Annotated in this window: 15 protein-coding genes; 1 reads left to right on the top strand and 14 read right to left on the bottom strand. The window is 49.7% G+C overall.

All coding sequences use genetic code 11. From position 1 onward, the window contains the following. Positions 1-1,042: 1,042 nt before the first annotated feature. On the bottom strand, positions 1,043-1,495 hold the full coding sequence (locus OGM60_04595) for a hypothetical protein (protein ID UYJ00071.1): 453 nt from the start codon (positions 1,493-1,495) through the stop codon (positions 1,043-1,045). Positions 1,496-1,958: 463 nt separating this feature from the next. Here OGM60_04595 and OGM60_04590 point away from each other — a divergent pair, with 463 nt between their 5' ends. Beyond that, on the top strand, positions 1,959-2,438 hold the full coding sequence (locus OGM60_04590) for a transposase (protein ID UYJ00070.1): 480 nt from the start codon (positions 1,959-1,961) through the stop codon (positions 2,436-2,438). 228 nt (positions 2,439-2,666) lie between these two features. Here OGM60_04590 and OGM60_04585 read toward each other — a convergent pair whose 3' ends face one another. From OGM60_04585 to OGM60_04525, 13 genes are all read right to left on the bottom strand, one after another. After that, positions 2,667-3,884 carry a Coenzyme F420 hydrogenase/dehydrogenase, beta subunit C-terminal domain gene (locus tag OGM60_04585; GenBank protein UYJ00069.1) on the bottom strand — a complete coding sequence of 406 codons (1,218 nt, stop codon included), beginning with the start codon at positions 3,882-3,884 and terminating at the stop codon, positions 2,667-2,669. 1 nt (position 3,885) lies between these two features. Then, positions 3,886-5,289: an oligosaccharide flippase family protein gene (locus tag OGM60_04580; protein ID UYJ00068.1), complete on the bottom strand. Its 1,404-nt coding sequence runs from the start codon at positions 5,287-5,289 to the stop codon at positions 3,886-3,888. Positions 5,290-5,292: 3 nt separating this feature from the next. Then, positions 5,293-6,432, bottom strand: a complete 1,140-nt coding sequence (locus tag OGM60_04575) for a polysaccharide pyruvyl transferase family protein (protein ID UYJ00067.1) — start codon at positions 6,430-6,432, stop codon at positions 5,293-5,295. A 109-nt stretch (positions 6,433-6,541) separates the two neighbouring features. Continuing rightward, positions 6,542-7,648 (bottom strand): EpsG family protein, encoded by a 1,107-nt coding sequence (locus OGM60_04570; GenBank protein UYJ00066.1) that lies wholly within the window; start codon positions 7,646-7,648, stop codon positions 6,542-6,544. A gap of 190 nt (positions 7,649-7,838) precedes the next feature. Beyond that, positions 7,839-8,423 (bottom strand): DUF1919 domain-containing protein, encoded by a 585-nt coding sequence (locus OGM60_04565; protein UYJ00065.1) that lies wholly within the window; start codon positions 8,421-8,423, stop codon positions 7,839-7,841. Between the two features lie 48 nt (positions 8,424-8,471). Beyond that, positions 8,472-9,674: a glycosyltransferase gene (locus OGM60_04560; protein UYJ00064.1), complete on the bottom strand. Its 1,203-nt coding sequence runs from the start codon at positions 9,672-9,674 to the stop codon at positions 8,472-8,474. After that, a complete protein-coding gene (locus tag OGM60_04555; protein UYJ00063.1) occupies positions 9,613-10,641 on the bottom strand; it encodes a nitroreductase family protein in 1,029 nt (342 codons plus the stop codon). The genes OGM60_04560 and OGM60_04555 overlap by 62 nt, the downstream gene beginning before the upstream one ends. An 8-nt stretch (positions 10,642-10,649) precedes the next feature. Continuing rightward, positions 10,650-11,777 (bottom strand): polysaccharide pyruvyl transferase family protein, encoded by a 1,128-nt coding sequence (locus tag OGM60_04550; GenBank protein UYJ00062.1) that lies wholly within the window; start codon positions 11,775-11,777, stop codon positions 10,650-10,652. Positions 11,778-11,785: 8 nt separating this feature from the next. Further along, positions 11,786-12,619 carry a glycosyltransferase gene (locus OGM60_04545; GenBank protein ID UYJ00061.1) on the bottom strand — a complete coding sequence of 278 codons (834 nt, stop codon included), beginning with the start codon at positions 12,617-12,619 and terminating at the stop codon, positions 11,786-11,788. Further along, positions 12,620-13,333 carry a sugar transferase gene (locus OGM60_04540; GenBank protein UYJ00060.1) on the bottom strand — a complete coding sequence of 238 codons (714 nt, stop codon included), beginning with the start codon at positions 13,331-13,333 and terminating at the stop codon, positions 12,620-12,622. Positions 13,334-13,407: 74 nt separating this feature from the next. Then, the gene (locus tag OGM60_04535; GenBank protein ID UYJ00059.1) at positions 13,408-13,998 is read right to left on the bottom strand and encodes a hypothetical protein; all 591 of its coding nucleotides are present in this window, start codon (positions 13,996-13,998) and stop codon (positions 13,408-13,410) included. 325 nt (positions 13,999-14,323) lie between these two features. Next, the gene (gene thrS / locus OGM60_04530; protein UYJ00058.1) at positions 14,324-16,087 is read right to left on the bottom strand and encodes a threonine--tRNA ligase; all 1,764 of its coding nucleotides are present in this window, start codon (positions 16,085-16,087) and stop codon (positions 14,324-14,326) included. A gap of 225 nt (positions 16,088-16,312) precedes the next feature. After that, positions 16,313-16,744, bottom strand: coding sequence for a zinc ribbon domain-containing protein (locus OGM60_04525; protein ID UYJ00057.1), 432 nt, complete (start codon positions 16,742-16,744; stop codon positions 16,313-16,315). Between the last annotated feature and the right edge of the window lie 331 nt (positions 16,745-17,075).

Here is a 17,075-nt window from a genome sequence, read left to right as displayed (position 1 = left end):
AATTCTTCTAAACAGTTACACAATTATCGAAATGCGTAAAACTATGGTTCATCTGAATGTGCGCACTAAAGATGTTAACGCACTTTGTAGATTGATTTCCGATCTCAGCCGACCACATTGAGCTGATGGCTCGCTCCCGCAGTTAGCCAAACGCCCCCGAGGCCCCATCCGGGATCCAGATAGCAGCAAAAGTTTCCAATTGGCGCCATGTTCCAGACACTGAACGTCATCTCAAATATTACTATCGCTAGTTATTGCAGAACTGATTTTTGTAGTTGATTTCTTTAAGCGGTAAGCAATAATGGCAAGGCCAACTCCGATTATTCGACAAACTGAAGTAAAGCCCAGGTCGATATAGACTCATGAAGCTAGAAAAACGAATGGGCACCGGAACCCATGCTAGCCCCAGTGCCCACAAGCAATGTTAAAGATGCCGTTTCTCGATATGGTACGTCACTCAAATAAACAAATACGCAATGCCAGTTCAAGTGGCCACTCACTCTTTAATCAGCTTGACGTTACTAAGCAAAACCGGAATACCATTACCGGTATATCCCTTAGTGGAGTAAACCCTGAACTCAAGCCAATCGAAATCAGATAGATCAATTTCATTCGACGGAATGTCAGTAGGTGCGGTATTCATCGTAATGTGGTCCTTTTGCCAAATTACTTTTGAATCGGACCCATCGACAGAGCCCCTTAGTTCAAGTCTCGCCTCATAGTCCTTCAAGATGCTCGTGTCCTCTACGTATTCAACAGCAATTTTGCCATTCAACGAACGGTACTTCTTACCGATATAAAATGATATGATCGAAGGAAATCGGCACTAAGAGGGCGACCAACCCAAGTATCGTCGGATGAATAACTATTCCCGGCAGTGTCTTTCTGGGAACCTTCAATCAACTCAAAACGATCGGAAGAAGCAACCGTAAGAGAGGTCAACGCCACTTCGGAAACACCATCAAGTTCATCCAGGAGATCATTGATTCTTGCCGGATCTTTCACAATCTTCGAAGCAGCTTTCAAAACGCTCTTCGCTTCATCATACTTTTTTTGATGAGACCAGCTCGTCAGCCTTGGCTAAAACCTCATCGGTGTAAGCGGAAGAGTAGTCAGCAAAAGCAACAGCACAGTCTCCAGATTTCTTAGAAGCCTTTTGCAGCGAAGTCAAAGCTTCCTCATGTTTACCAGAATCCCAGGCAGCACGAGCGTTCGCAAGAACCTGTTTACCCGCTTCCTCATCCTTAAGAGCATTTAGTTCAGCCTCGACACTCGCATAATCTTTATACGCGCTTTCGAGCGCATCATTAAGGCTCATGCTTTCTTCCACGGAATCGAAGCGCTTGGACAACTCATCAACTATCTCAGACTGACCATGCAAGTCGCCAAGATACGCTGTCAGGAGGCACGGAATTATTGCAAACAGGATACCGAAAATGACCGGATGTTTAGCATAAAATCGAGACTCTTTAGAAATGGAATCTTTATCAGCCATTGTCTCCCCTAACGCAAAACAAACAATATGAGTAACGCGTCTCTCAAAGGCACAAGCATGCCGGGGCACCATTTCAAAAGATAACAGTGTGCCGATCTGTGCAATCAATCGGACGAGCCGACAACCAACTTATTACTTCCGGTATTTTGTAGAGCTCTATTGTTTAGCGACACGACAACCCCCAATAATCAGTCGACTAAATTCAATGGTCAACAAGTGGATGTTAACGTCATGCACCAGGCAGTGAACGCCTGGAACAATATTACTCCCCGACACTTTAGAAGAGCGCATCAGTCTATTATTTTCCGCCAAACGGTAGCCTGATGATCGAACTGTTTGGAACACAGCGGTGACGCAAAATTTCTTTCGCAAATTGACAACCGAATAGCGGAACACGGCGCGCGCCCTGACATATGATTTTCAGCAACCAAACAGGAAATTACCGACAAAGAGACCGCGGACCGTGTCTGCGAACATCATATCGGTCGACGAGGGGCCGCTCGACGCACTACTCGACGAAGAGGCGTCCGGGCTTGTCAGAGCCGAACGCTACAAGAGGACGGCGGGCCGGGAGAACTACCGCAGCGGCCACTACGCGAGAAGGCTCATCACGGGCGTCGGGGAAATCGAGCTCAGCGTGCAGAAGCTCCGCGGGACGGCCGCGAGGACGGTGCGCGACGGGTTCGCCGAGACGCTGGCCTACACGGAATTCCCGCCCGATCACTGGCGCCGGATCAGGACGAACAACGGGATCGAGCGCATCAATCGCGAGATCAGGAGGAGGACGAGGGTCGTCGGAACCTTCCCGGACGGCAACTCGGTCCTCATGCTGGTCACTGCGAGGCTGAAGTACATAGTGGAGCACGAGTGGGGCAAGAGAAGGTACCTGGACATGTCCAAACTGGAGGAGATGGACGAGCTGAAGGAAAAGGCGGAGGGCTAGAAGAGGGCGGGGCCGAAGACGGCTAAATCAATTTGCGAAAGAATCTTGACGGCATCATTTCATGCGCAAACAATGCAGGTATACCGTTTGACGACTTTTAAATAGCAGGATCCGTATAGCGGAAAGCCAAAGACTTTTAGAGCCATCGCGACTAAAAAGGGGCACCGGCCTTCGCCAATACCCCTCAAACCGACACGATACATGTCCCATAAGCAAATAGCCACCTGGCTATTTTCCACCCCTCGCGCTTACCAATGCGCGGCGCAGCGGACCCGGGAAGAAATAGGCATGATCATTGAACCAGAGACTAAGCTGATGCTTTTTACTAGAAGCACGCGGTCCCAAATACTCGTCAAGAACAGAATCGAAACCGCCTTTCTCATAATCGGCCCAAAACTCATCGGACCTGCCATTTGCGGGAAACACCGTCCTCAAAGGGGGATTGCCCTTAACCGCCTCGCCAAGCTCTTTGTCAATCAAGTGGACACCGTCAACGGATTTAAGCAAACCCATTCCAGCATCAGAATTAACAAGAACAAGGCTAATACCGTCTTCGGTATTTCTATCAGCGCGCGACTCCGAAACGTAGCCCCAGAAATCTGCGAGCGTGATATCGCTCAATCGGTCAGTCCCCGTATAGGGACACGAATGGCAAGCATTTTGCGTAATGTAATCACCGAGGAAAGCTCGGAGATAATAGTCGTCCACAGTGCACCAAGAACGTCTATCCCCGTTTTCAAACAGCATTTCAAGGCTGAATACTGTCCACGAAGGATCTTTCTTCCTAAATCGCGCAGAAACAGCCTTACTTCCAGCCTCCCTCTCACGATAAGAAACATAGTCGCCCCAAACCCTGGGAGACGGAGCGCCATGGCAAAGAACATCTACCGTCATAAGATTCGCGGAAAGTCGGCCGCGCGCCAATCTGCGCATCGCATCGACCTGGCAGGAAGTTCCGGAAAACAGAACCCTCTCACCGCGTTTAAGCAAATCAAGACAGTCTGACAGGGCCGCATCAATACGACTCTGAACATACTTCGAACCGCGCATCTTGGCGATGACATCAATATCGTTAGAGACAATGTGCTCAACAATCATATCTTCATTCATGACCGCACCGCACACCCAGCCGCCTTGACGCACAAAGGCATCAGCAAGAAGCATAAACATACCGCCAGATGTTGCGGCCAAACGACGGCCCCGATCCTTGTCCCAGGCAGCCATCGTCTTTAAAGGCCTGTGTCGTGAGGTTGGCGAACCAACAACGGGACATGCCCTAGAGCAAGCGCCGCAACCAACGCATAGCCCATCATCAACCGCCGGCCGATAGAAGCCGCGCTCATCCTGTTCGAGATTCAAGGCTCCCCTAGCGCACGCTGCCACGCATGCCGAGCAACCAAGGCAATTATCTGAAGCTGGTAAACCAATTGTCTCTACATTACACACGTTAATGTCCTACTTTCAATGATTTCAAGAGAGTTTTAGCTATCCTGCGATACCTATATAGCGTGAACAGCATGAAGAGGAGGGAGCAGACGACAGAAACCAGAGTTGCGAATGCAAAACCAAATGAAATGAGGACACATTCAACAAGCAGCAGCCCGAGTCCAATGATCTGATATGGGATGTCAACATCAATGTTAATTAGTCTCTTTGTGTCATAAGCCCTCATGAGTGAAATCAAAACATAGGCAACAACACCAGCAATGATGGGCCCCCATGCCCCGATCGCAAAAGAGAGCAAAGCGCCAAGCACCACATTAACAAAAGCGCCAACCATAGTTGTCACAAATATCATGCCGTTGCTCTTAGCCGCGTTGTATAGAGTGCCGAAATAAGTCGAATATCCACTAATGACAGAACTGAGCATTAGAAAAGGAACGAAGACGTAAGCGGCAAAAAAATCACCGCTAAGCATAATGCGCGAAAGTGGAACGGTCAGCGCAATAACCAATGAACCAGCACACAAAAGGAATGCAGTAAAGACCTTAAAAACTGTTCCGAAGGAACTCCTAGAATCACTTGCATCGTATTCGCGTGCTGAGAAAATTTGCCACGACTGCTGGAAAATGGTAACAACCATATTCATCACCGCAGGCAACTTAGAAGCGGCTGTGTATAGTCCTGCGACATCGACGCCTTGCGAGAACATAACGATATAACGACCGGAGAGATTAACAAACCACCAAGCCAGGGCGTTAGGAATCATTGGGAGGCTATAACGCAGCAGGTCTCGAGCCAGTGGTTTTGAAAATGCACCCATACTGGCAAAGCGCCAGACTTTGGCCCCAAAAAAGACAAGTAAAAGTTGAATGCCCTGCGACAGAATCAGCGCCAGCAGGTAGCCATTTACGCCCATGCCAAAGACGCCGAGGAAAAGGTAACCGGCACAGAACAACGTTAGTGCACCCAAAACCCCCGATGAGGCATAAAGTCGAGTCTTACCGATACCCTTGGAAAATTGAAGGCAAATCACTTTAAAGGAAGTAATAAAGCAGAGAATGACCAATTGCCATGTGTAATCAAAGCCAGTAAATGAATAGCCGAAAATTCCCGCAGCTGCCACAACTGGCAAAAGGAAAAGAGCGATACTGATACCCGTAGAGAATACGGCCTTATTATCGGAGTCCCGGTCGATTGAGAAACGAAACACGCCCTCATAGACACCGAGGCAGCAAAGGGGATAAAGCAATTCGGCAGTATTGTTTACAAGCTCACCAATACCGTATTGCTCAGTAGTAAGCAGTGCGGTATACATCGGAAGCAATAGGAACTGTATCAATTTCGTAAGCATGTTGCCGGCAGCAAAAACTGCAGCATCGCTTACAAGTGCCTTATAGCTTTTCTTCATTTATTACATTTCCTCAATAACGGATTTCAGACCATCATAATAATCGGCAGCGAAAGCAGGAGCGGAAACGCCATCCGGGAAGCGCTTCATGAAAGCGGACACAAGCCCTGGGACCTCCTCAAGATTGTCAGCAACAACAATCCCCTCATCCCCTGCATCTGTAAACCATTTGGCACCTGAGACAACCTTGTGATCATTGGTCTTAAGAACCACAACGGGCGTTCCGGCAATACGGGCAAATATCGTGCCATGATAACGATCGGTAACAATAACGCACTTTTGCGAATAAGATTCGATGACGCCCTCGATTCCGGTCCAAGCATCATGAGAGTCCAGATCGATACCATCCCATTTAACGGTGGTGTCAGTCCGAGAAACATCACAAAGACCGGAAAGAGCAGAAGCAAGCTTATCGATGGCCGTATAAGAGTACAGCTTCTCGCCATCGTTTCGAGCGCAAAGCAATACACCTTCGCGCTGGTTATCAAAGGAATATTTCCCAATCAATGAGGTCACAACGTCAGGATAAAGACGGACATCAAGTCGAGGATACAAATCTCGAGCAATCTGTGCAGAGACGGCATCCCTAGCCAAAAACAAAGTATTAACGTGTGACCCTATTGCCTTACGGTCCAATTCTTTACCACGTTTGCTGTTAAAACGAATTGAAGTCGGGAAAAAAACAATTCTGTTATCGGGAAAACAAGTTGAAGCAAGCCTATGCGGCGTCTCATCGTCGTGGAGTCCGTCCATCGTATGACCACTCTGCATGACAATCAGATCATTAGGGCGAATTAGATTCTGAATCATGCGGACAATCCTGCTGGTACCGGCGTTAAATGCCTTACTTGGAATTTTAATAATTTCAGCTTCCGAATAATTATTTTGGAGCCATTTTTCAATAACAAATTTTTGAGCTTGATCTCCCAAATTCGGGTGAGTGGGCACCCCAAAATACCAGATACGCATGCCGCTAGTCTTATCTAGTCTAGCCATTGAATCAACGAGCTCATTGTTCAGCTTGCGCATCGCAGGATAATGCATAGCAGTACGCACCGTAATCCCCACAGTGCGATTTACACCTTTTGCGATACCGGAAACAAAGGGGACGGACTTAATAGCCATTTTCAGCTTATTATTCATATTACATCCTAACTAAGAACTTATTTACTGTGGTAAACGATTAATTACAAGAGTGAATCGACGGGATCACGAAAAATGAGTTCACACGGCACAATTAAATACTTAGGGCTCAGTAAAACAGAGACATAAACCGCGACAAGTCAGCCGTATAAGGAACGATTCCATACCATTCAGGCCTAAATAATTGAACAACAACGAAATACATAACAGAAATCGCAATCAATGAGAACCGAACGAAACGCGTTTCTCCGTCATTAGCTGCCTTTAAAACGAGAGGCAAAGCAACAAGAACAAGAGGCGCGAAATAGTATCCGAATCGAGCAACAATTTGTACTTTCATACCGACGGCGGAAAAGACAAGCCAGAGCAGTTCACCCCAGCGCAAGGCAAGGCTGACGGACTTACCTTGAGCCACGCCCTCAGCGCGGTCAGCAACTTTTAGATAATTAAAAAATATGCCGACGAGCAGGGCATTAAATAGAAGTGAAATTAGAGCGCCAAAATAGTTTGACCCCATAAAGTCCGCATCATAAAAACTATTTTTGCCCAGGACTGCCGCGACCGCGTTAAGGAGTGGATTGACAAATAGAAAGCTGAATATAGCTCCAATTATAAGAACTGTCATGCTCATTAAGTTAATTTCAACCTTGCTGAGAGGGATGAGAGCAAACAGCACGAGAGCGGACCTATGGAATGAGGCGGCAAGGAACACGAGTAGAATAAATACAGGAACCTTACGATCCCTAAGTACAATTATTGCAAGCATACCGATTGCAATAGCAATTGCCTCGCGCATGATGTTCAGATAACTCGGAAACAGCAGGCACAAAAATAGCACAGTGGGCAAAATAGGCTCATCAGCGAGCTTAAAAATAAATAATGCAGTGCAGAGACATATAACCGCACTTGATGCTACGAGAAGAATCTGAAAATCACCGCTGATGAGTGAAAGAACCTTGCAAAATAATAGGAAACCGTACTCAAATCTGTCTGTCATCTCAACAAGAGAAGAGAACGGCAAACGAGAGGCACTTAAAAACGCTCTACAGTGCATTTCAGTATCAATACCAACTGAACTTGATCGCACTGAAGCAACAAAGAAAATTGCTGAAAAAGTGACTAAAAGATAGGTCTTTTTAAAGGAAGCGGAACGTTCAGGCCGTAATACAAAACCAAAAACTACCGCAAAGACAATAAGCTGCAAATATACCAACATTTAGATAGTCACCCTACTCCTTAGGTGCGGGCTGCGACATATCTACATTGTTTTTAATAACTACTCTATACATCCATTTCCCTCAATGCATCTCAATAAGAGAATTACCTTCATCAGCAATACTTTGCAGGTTCCGAGTTCAACCAATCGACTAAATTGAATCCTTGTGTAAAGCGATCCGTATCATTTGTTATTTCCCCCCCCCCCGAACAGAGGCGGGATGATAAACCGAGCATGCAATATCGGGGCGTCGCATCGCCGTAAAGCAAATCTTGTTCGTGTGCTCCAAAGAATCAAACGCCCTAAGATCTTCTTCGCGACAATCATTCATCTGGCTGAATTTAATAAACAGATTGTCCCAGTTCACCCTTTCAACCCGTCGCTCCCATTTAGCTCTAGCCTCCTCAGGCGTTGGATAATGTAGAAATACAATCTCAACGTCATCGATAATTCCAACAGGCTTACTCAGCTCATTGCGAGATTTCAAAGTCTCGTAATGAGCCGAATCACAAGAATCGATGAATTCTATGGGCGTATTCAGATAGTGCCTTAAATCTCCCGCGAACTTTACGTATTCAGTTCCAAAAAAATACAGCCCTGCTGTAGGCGATTGATACGGTAAGCCGAAATACCGATAGACCGTTCCGGCCCAACAATTATTGGAAATAATAGAAAAATCGCTTCGTGTCAGATGATTTTGCCTACCCTTAGAAAAACGACTGTTAGTTTTCTCTCTGATTACCCGTTCAGCAATTCCAAAATAGTCTTTATTCATGTCTACGTCCTTCAACCAAAACCACACCCGTTGCATCGAAAAACGCATCTAACGCTGAGCAACAAGCCCCTCGTAGAACTCCATCAATTTCTTTGCATTAGCCGCTGCCGAATAGCCAGCGGAGGTTAATTTCTCAACAGCTCCGCTATCACGACCAACCGACATAGCATCAGCAAGTGCAGAGGCCCATACAGCATATGGCTCATTTAAACCGACAAATCTACTCACGCCCGTTATGTCACTTTCCTCAGGAACGCCAGTCGAAAAAACACAACGAAGCCCAGAGGCTTGAGCTTCAACAGCAGAGACAGGAAGCCCCTCATATAGCGAAGGCATAAAGAAGACGTCGAACAGCGAGTAAAAACGAGCGACGTCAACGCGCACGCCGGGCATGACGACGGATTCGTTTACACCAAGCTCCTTAGCAATGGCCCTAACTCTGTCCATGCCATCTCCAGCGCCCAAAATCACCCACTTAACATTAGGAATACTGCGCTTCAGCTCTGCGAACACCTTGACGCCAAATTCAAAGTTCTTTTGCTTGACAAAACGACCGACACTTCCAATAACGGGGTCACTATTGCCAATGCAGAGTTCAGCACGCAGGGAAGCATTGGAGCTATCGTCATATGCATAATTGCTGAGTACGATTCCATTTTTCATTACAGCAAACGGCTTATTTCCAAACAGGTATCTACCAGCTTCATCAGAGCACGCCACCCCATCAGTTGCATACCTCTTGCCCCACGCAATCAACGGAGCATTTCGAACACGATGAAGAACGTTGTCAGATGAACTATTCAGATGACTATGTAGGACACGATGTTCGATGCCGGCACGCTTAGCCTCCCTGAGAACGCAAAAAGCCGAGTTGGGCATATGACAATGCACGATATCGTACTCGCGTCCATGCTTAACGAAAAACTCTTCGACTTCTTTAATGAACTGGCCAAGCCCCGCAGAAGCGAAAGACACCGTATAGACACGAGAACCGTGCGCAATAAGCTCCTGATCATAAGTGCAGTCACGCAAGGGTTTACCATTCAATGTTGCATGGTGTAGATAATCAAATACAACTCGATGCTCATCAATGCCCAAAGACATGTTATGAACAAATTGAGAAACACCGGCAGAACGACTTAATGAGGGAACCACTTGGAGAACATGAATTGGAGATGAGGTAATCAAGCTAGTCAACCACCGCAACAATTGCGTCGGCATGAAAACGAGCAGAAACGCATGATTGGGCATTCTTTGAATAATTCCCTATGGAAATCAGCATGACCAATTCCTCCCAATAGGGTAGTTTCAATAGACCGCGAATCGCTTTTTCAGGACCTCGTCTTAGCATTGTATTGAGCGGACAAGAAGCCAAACCCTGCTCTTCAAGTGCCAGCAATAACGCCATTGCAAAAATGCCGCCATCAACAAAGCCCTCGTTACGTTCTTGCGGTCCAAAGTAAACCCGATTATCAACCGTCAACACGACGAGCATTGGAGGCATCGCGTAGCCTCTGAATCCACTTGTAATTCCTAATGTCTCATGGATGAGTTCCTGGTTATTGATAATCCGAACTCTTGTTGGTTGTCGATTGCATGCAGACGGAGCTTTGGTGGCCGTCTCGATAGCATTAATGACCTTTGTCAACGAAACGGGTGTATCAGAATACTCTCTAACAGAATGACGGTTACTTAATAGCTCGTCAACAGAACCTGGAATAATGCCTGCCACAGCAAAATCATGAGCGATTTTGCAGCTTCCACCGGGATATAAAGGCTTTGAATCCAGTTTAGAAAACAATTGGTCGCCAATTGCTTGCATAAACATATGCGTATATTCAGAACTATTCTCATGTCTGTCACGATATTCGATTAGCGCACCCAAGGCGGATTGATAGGCCAGGCTATCCGTACTTCCACCCATATCTTCAAAGACATGCATGTAGCGAGAGAGTTCGGCGAGGACCTTCACTCCAAATCCAGCACGAAAGTCCTCGTGGCTCAACCCTTTTTCAAGCTGATGGGTACAATAAATTATATGAGCTTCTGCTTGCTCTGCATATTTGATCTTGTTTCGAGAATAAGACTTCCCGAACCGTGCCGCCTGCCGCATTGAAGCGGCGAGCAAACTTGGATAGCCATTAAAAATGGCCCTCGCAACCCCCATGACAGGATCAGGCAAATGATCCTTTAAAGCAGAAACCGAAATATTTCCCATCATATTTCCTAAATATCCAAGGCTTTTTCAATAAAAGAAAAGGCTTCATTTCGTTTGAGATTAAGCTGTGCCTGAACCGAATTGGAGTCGTAATCAAGTTCAGAAATAGTCAGATTTCCAAAGTCATCCAACAAATGATTGTCAAGATTAGTCATATTTAATAGGTTTGAAATTCTTCCGTTAAAACGACCAGGGCTGATGGCGACAAACTTCTTTCCAAGATTTACGGAATAGGCAGTTCCATGGAACGAGTCCGTAATGACAATTTCGGCCCCAAGGAACAGAGAAAGGAACCTTCCCACGGAAGGACAGATAACAGCATTCTCGCCAGAACGCTTCTCATGCACACCGTATGCAATTCGCATAACCTTGAGACCAGTCTTCTTGGCGACCCTTTGTACATAAGAATCGAACTCGGCATTACGGTTGAGCTGATAGACCAGAACATAGGGTTCCGGAGAAATCCAACCATCTGCAATTGCTTCCCAATCATCACGATTCAACATGAGCGTGGGATCGATAACGGGCATAGCCCCATGGACACCGATAGAATCAAGAAGGTCAGCCGCCTCTTGCTCGCGTACAGAGATACAAGAGTAAGAGGAGAGAGCCTTTCTCATCGGCTCAGCTTCCCAATCCTCGAGCGTGGCCTTGCCGATACTCGCAGCATAGGCAATCTTCTTTTTCCCCTCGGGAGCAAAGGAGAGATAGAAAGCACGGTCAAAACCGTTATTCCAAATGCTATTCCAAACCTGATCGCTACCAGTGCAGTAAATATCTGCTACCGGAGGATTCGCGTCCAACTCATCTGCGGAATAGTACGAACGCTCAGTCAGCGCAAGCTTGGAATGTCTAAACTCATCAAGGGGGGCGCGTCTCCTTGCAACCATACGAGAAACAGGTATTTTTGCAATCTGCTTGACGCCAGGGACCTTAAATATAGGCATCTTCTTTACGAGCTGACCGTTAAGCGCACGATCCACTTCGTTTTCGGGAATTGCATCCTTACGGTAGTAATCAATTATTTCGGCATCCGCTCCCACACGAGCCAAAACAACCTGAGTTGCATAGGTCTGCAGGCAGGAACCATAGTTCGGCGAGTTATGGAGTGTTATAACTCCGACTTTTCGAGACATGCACAAACCTACTTTCTGAGTAATTTCTTATAAACAAATGAGCGAAGTCCGTTAGGCATGGCGCAAACAACGGCATGCGGAACAAATGAGGCAATAAAATCAACAGGGCTAAACCAGCCAGTACGCAATTGGGCAAACTTGAACTTCCAAATATGCGGTAGATACGAAGGGCCGCCTCTGCGAGCATAGAAATCGGAGCTCACGCGCATCGCCACAAGTGGTTCAGGTAAGTTATCTGCACGGCAGCCACTGGCTAGCATCCTGTTAAATAAATCCCAATCTTCGAAATAAAGATATTCAGAGCTGTAATTCCCAGCCTCCAGCACCTTAGATTTTTTAAACGTCATAGGTGGGTGGCGGAAAGGATTTCGACGCTTGGAGCAAGCGAGAATATTGTCTAGTCCCTTGGGCAAATTCGTTGAAGCGATTGGCGTCTCAGGAGAGTCAATAAACTCGACGACATCGCTACCAACCATATCGAGCCCACTTTCAATAGCGGCAAGCTGCTTCTCCATACGGTCATGACGCGCCACGTCATCGGTGTCCATACGCGCAACAATTTCATTAGAACAGGAGAGCACGCCCTTATGGAGAGCATATCCTAGTCCATGGTTCTCGCTATAGGAGACAAATTTGAACAGATCGGGCCACTGCGAGTTATATTCGAAAAGTACCGACTCGAGTTCAGTGGTCAAGGGACCGTCCTTAACCATCACAATCTCGGTCGGAGGCACGGTCTGGGCGAGCATACTGTCGAGGGCCTGACGTAGAAACGTAGGGTTTTCTTTTTTGTAAATACTCATTAATACGCTATAAGCGGTCGTGGCGACTGAAGTGGTCATCTATCGCCCCGTCCTCTTCTTGCCGAACATGGCGCCAAAGGTGCCAGTAAAGCACTTCCAATCCATGCGAAAGCAGCGGTTGCGCACGTAATGAAGTTCAATTTTTTGACGCAGACCGCTCTCGAACGTCGCAGCATTGCGGTCGGTTGCCTGCCATAAACCCGTGATGCCGGGCTGGACAGAAAGCAACTCAGCCTTTTCCTCGTCCGAAAAGTGCTGCTCAAGTTCGTCTCTTGTAATGGGACGCGGTCCGATGACGGAAAGGTCACCGTTCAGCACGTTCAGGAACTGCGGCATCTCGTCAATTGAGCACTTACGGATGAATTGACCGACCTTGGTAATACGGGGATCATCGTCGACCTTACGCTCGACTTCCCACTGATGCAGCTGCTCGGGGCTCAAGTACTTATGAACATCGCCAGCATCTGTAACCATGCTGCGAAGCTTGAAGATCTTGATTGTCTTTCCACCCTTGCCAACGCGCTCTTGTGTATACATAGGGTTACCAGGCGATTCAAGGCTAATGAGTGCACACACCACAGCAATAGGAATAAGCAGCAGAACACTCATCAAAAGACTGAACACAAGGTCAAACAGCCTCTTAATGAAGCGATACCCAAGCGTGCCGCTCGGCTTTATCTGATCGAAAACCAGTGCATCCCCCATTGGTGCACAGCTCTCAGTTACTTCTTTAGCAGCCACAGTCAAACTCACGTTCCTGTCCCCAGGAACCCCCCCCCCCATCTATGAATCCAAAAACCAAATAATTTGCCGGCGCAACGTCTCCCTTACGTTTTGCTGGGCACGTCGAGCGCAAGCAGCTCCCTAAATGCGGAGTCGCCTTCGCCTACGTCCACCAAGCACCAGCGCTTATGACGGTCGATCTTTTTAACTCGGGCCTCTTGCCCCACCAAGGGCCCCTGCTCTATATGCAGCACTCCGTCTTCTATACGCGCAATGCTGTTACGCACCACGCCGTCGCCATCGAGCACGCTGCGGTACCAATCCTGCGCATCGTCCGGCATGGGCATGTACGCCCGCTCCCTACTGCCGGCGATGCGACAGCCAAAACTCAACTGGGCCAAAGCCCTATCGAGCGCAGCGGCATCGTGCGTGGCGACGAAGAAATATTCCTTGTACATGGGTTTGGTTTGGAGCGACCAAGCGCCATCCCGCTTAAACCAGAACTCCTTTTGCATTACAAATGCGTCCTGCATCAACTCGTGCGGGATAATGCAGCGGACCTTTTCGCAGGTCTCACGCTCTTTACCGTTGGGGGTGTGGACCAGATACCAGCGGACGCGGCCATGCAGGCGGTTGGTGGTGGCACCGTTGAATGCGCCCGGCAGCTGCTCTTGGCGCCGTGCCATCTGCTCCATGTTCTCGCCCCCTCTTTTTGGCTTTGCGATGTACGCAAATGCAGGGGCGTTTAGAACAGGCTTCTCGCTCGCAGCAGGCGCAGTCGCAAAAGTACAGGTTTTTGTATCTTTCTCAAACGACATTATACGGGCAATTAATCAGCGTTTGCCCAGATTACGCAAAATGTACTGCAAGTAGGCACGTCTCCATACCCCTCTACAAAAACCTGTACCTTTTTGTGCAACAAAAAAAGCCGCTCAACCAGCGGCTTTTCTTTTTTTGGTAAGAAAAAAGGCGACCGCCCTGTGTGGACGGTCGCCTTTGTTAATTGTTGTGAAGCTTGCCTTAGGCGCGGGTCTTAATCTCCTCGGTCACCTTCGCAACAAACTCGTCAACGCTCATCTGAACGGTCTCGTTGGAGCGATCGCGGACGGAAATGTTGCCGGCCTCGACCTCCTTCTCGCCCAGGATGAGCATATAGGGCACGCGGTCGATGCTGCGGGCCTCGCGGATCTTGTAGCCGATCTTCTCGTCGCGGTCGTCGCAGACCACGCGAATACCGGCCTGCTCCAGCTTGGCGCACACCTCGTGGGCGTAGTCGCGACTCTTCTCGGAAACCGGAAGCGCCTTGACCTGCACGGGAGCCAGCCAGGTGGGGAACTTGCCCGCAAAGTGCTCAATCAGAATACCGATAAAGCGCTCAATGGAGCCAAAGCACACGCGGTGCAGCATGATGGGGCGCTTCTTGGTGCCGTCGGCGTCCACGTACTCCAGGTCAAAGTTGAGCGGCATCTGGAAGTCGAGCTGGACGGTACCGCACTGCCAGGTACGACCGAGCGAGTCCTCCAGGTGGAAGTCGATCTTGGGGCCATAGAAGGCGCCGTCGCCCTCGTTGACCTCGTAGTCCATGCCCAGCTTCTCCAGAGCGGTGCGCAGGCCCTCCTCGGCGCGAGCCCAGTCCTCGTCCGAACCCATGGAGTCCTCGGGGCGGGTGGAAAGCTCAACGTGGTACTTAAAGCCAAACTTTTGGTACACGGAGTCGATGAGGTTAACCACGCCCACGATCTCGTCGGTCAGCTGGTCGGGACGCACAAACAGATGGGCGTCGTCCTGGTTAAAGCAGCGCACGCGGAACAAGCCGTGCAGGGCGCCGCGCAGCTCGTGGCGGTGCACCAGGCCAATCTCGCCGGCGCGAATGGGCAGCTCGCGGTAGGAGTGCGGCTTGGAGGCGTACACCAGCACGCCGCCCGGGCAGTTCATGGGCTTAATGCAGTACTCTTCGTCGTCGATGACGGTGGAGTACATGTTGTCCTTGTAGTGGTCCCAGTGGCCCGAGGTCTTCCACAGCTGCTTGTTCATGATGAGCGGCGTGGAGATCTCCACGTAGCCGGCCTTGTGGTGGATCTCGCGCCAGTAGTCCAGCAGCGTGTTCTTAAGGATCATGCCGTTGGGCAGGAAGAACGGGAAGCCGGGGGCCTCGTCGCGCATCATAAAGAGGTCCATCTCGCGGCCGATCTTGCGGTGGTCGCGCTTCTTGGCCTCCTCCAGCATGTGCATGTGCTCATCGAGCTCTTCCTTGGTGGCAAAGGCGACACCGTTGATGCGGGTGAGCATCTTGTTGTCCTTGTCGCCCTTCCAGTAAGCGCCCGAGACGCCGGTGAGCTTAAAGGCCTTCAGCGCCTTGGTGTAGCAGATGTGGGGGCCGACGCACATGTCAATGTAGTCGCCCTGCTGATAGAAGGTGATGCGAGCGTCGTCGTCCAGGTCGCCGATGTGCTCGACCTTGTACTTCTCGCCGCGCTCCTCCATAAGGGCGATGGCCTCGGCGCGGGGCTTCTCGTACACGGAGAACTTGAGGTTCTCCTTGACGATCTTCTTCATCTCGGCCTCAATCGCGGGGAAGTCGTCCTCGCTGATCTTGACGCCCTCGGGCAGGTCGACGTCGTAGTAGAAGCCGTTGTCGGTCGCGGGGCCGTAGGCAAAGTCGGCCTCGGGGTACAGGCGCTTGATGGCCTGCGCCATAATGTGCGCGGCGGAGTGGCGGATGACGTGCGTGACCTCGTCCTGCGGGAGCTCGGCCACCGAACCGTCATTGTAGAGTGCCTTCATGGGTATGTTATCTCCTCTCGGATGCCTGGTGCAAGTGCGTGCGATGCGCTCGGCATTTTTGACTTGCATCATTATAGGCAGGTTGCCTTGGTATACAAGCGCCCGCCGCACCTTAATGGCACGGCGGGCGATTTTCTACGCATGCTTCATCGTGTGGGGGCGGGGTGCGCGTGCTTGCGGCGCGTGCGGCGCCCGTGGCTTACGACCGGCCCGGCGATGGATGCGTTACTGGATGCGAGTTCGGCAGTAGGGGCAGACCTTCCAGTGCGCGTCGAGCGGGCGATGGCAGCTGGGGCACACGTTGCGAACCTGGGTATCGCACACCGGGCACACGACAAAGTCCTTCTCGATGGGGGCGCCGCACTGCGGGCAGGTGCCGTACTGGGCAAGCTGGCGCTCGCGCAGGGCCATGTCCAGCTCCTGCTCCTCGCGGTCGGCCGCGTAGGAGTGCGGGCGCAGGACCAGGTAGGCGATGAGGCCCACAAACGGGATAAGGGCGATGATGCCCCATGCCACGTAGGCGCTGGCGCCGCGGCGGCGAGCGTCGATGAACACATAGACGACCGACAGCACGTACAGGGCGATGATAAAGCCAACAAAGGCATAGATGACGCCCATAAGCTGCGGCGACATGAGCTCGGAGATATACTTGGACATTGGGGTGTACCTTTCGGAATATTTACAGTCCAGATTAGTTTAACACGGGGGTCGTTCAAGCGGGACCCTGGTGGGGCCCGGCGGCCGCCACAGACACAAACATCTCAATCTGTAACAGGTAGAGGCGAAATCCGGGTCTAGATGTTACAGATCGAGACGAACGGGAGGGCCGCCGAGCAAACGTCTCAATCTGTAACAACTGGGAACAAATTTCCCATCTTGCTGTTACAGATCGAGACACAGGGATCCCTCCCCGACTTCAATCTCGATCTGTAACATCTTGGGCCCCAAAACCCCTCTTACTGTTACAGATCGAGACATTCAAAATCCG

This window comes from Coriobacteriaceae bacterium (assembly GCA_025757745.1).
Taxonomy (GTDB): Bacteria; Actinomycetota; Coriobacteriia; order Coriobacteriales; family Coriobacteriaceae; genus Collinsella.
The sequence above is the reverse complement of the archived record's forward strand: the minus strand, read 5'-3'. Positions and strand labels throughout refer to the sequence as shown.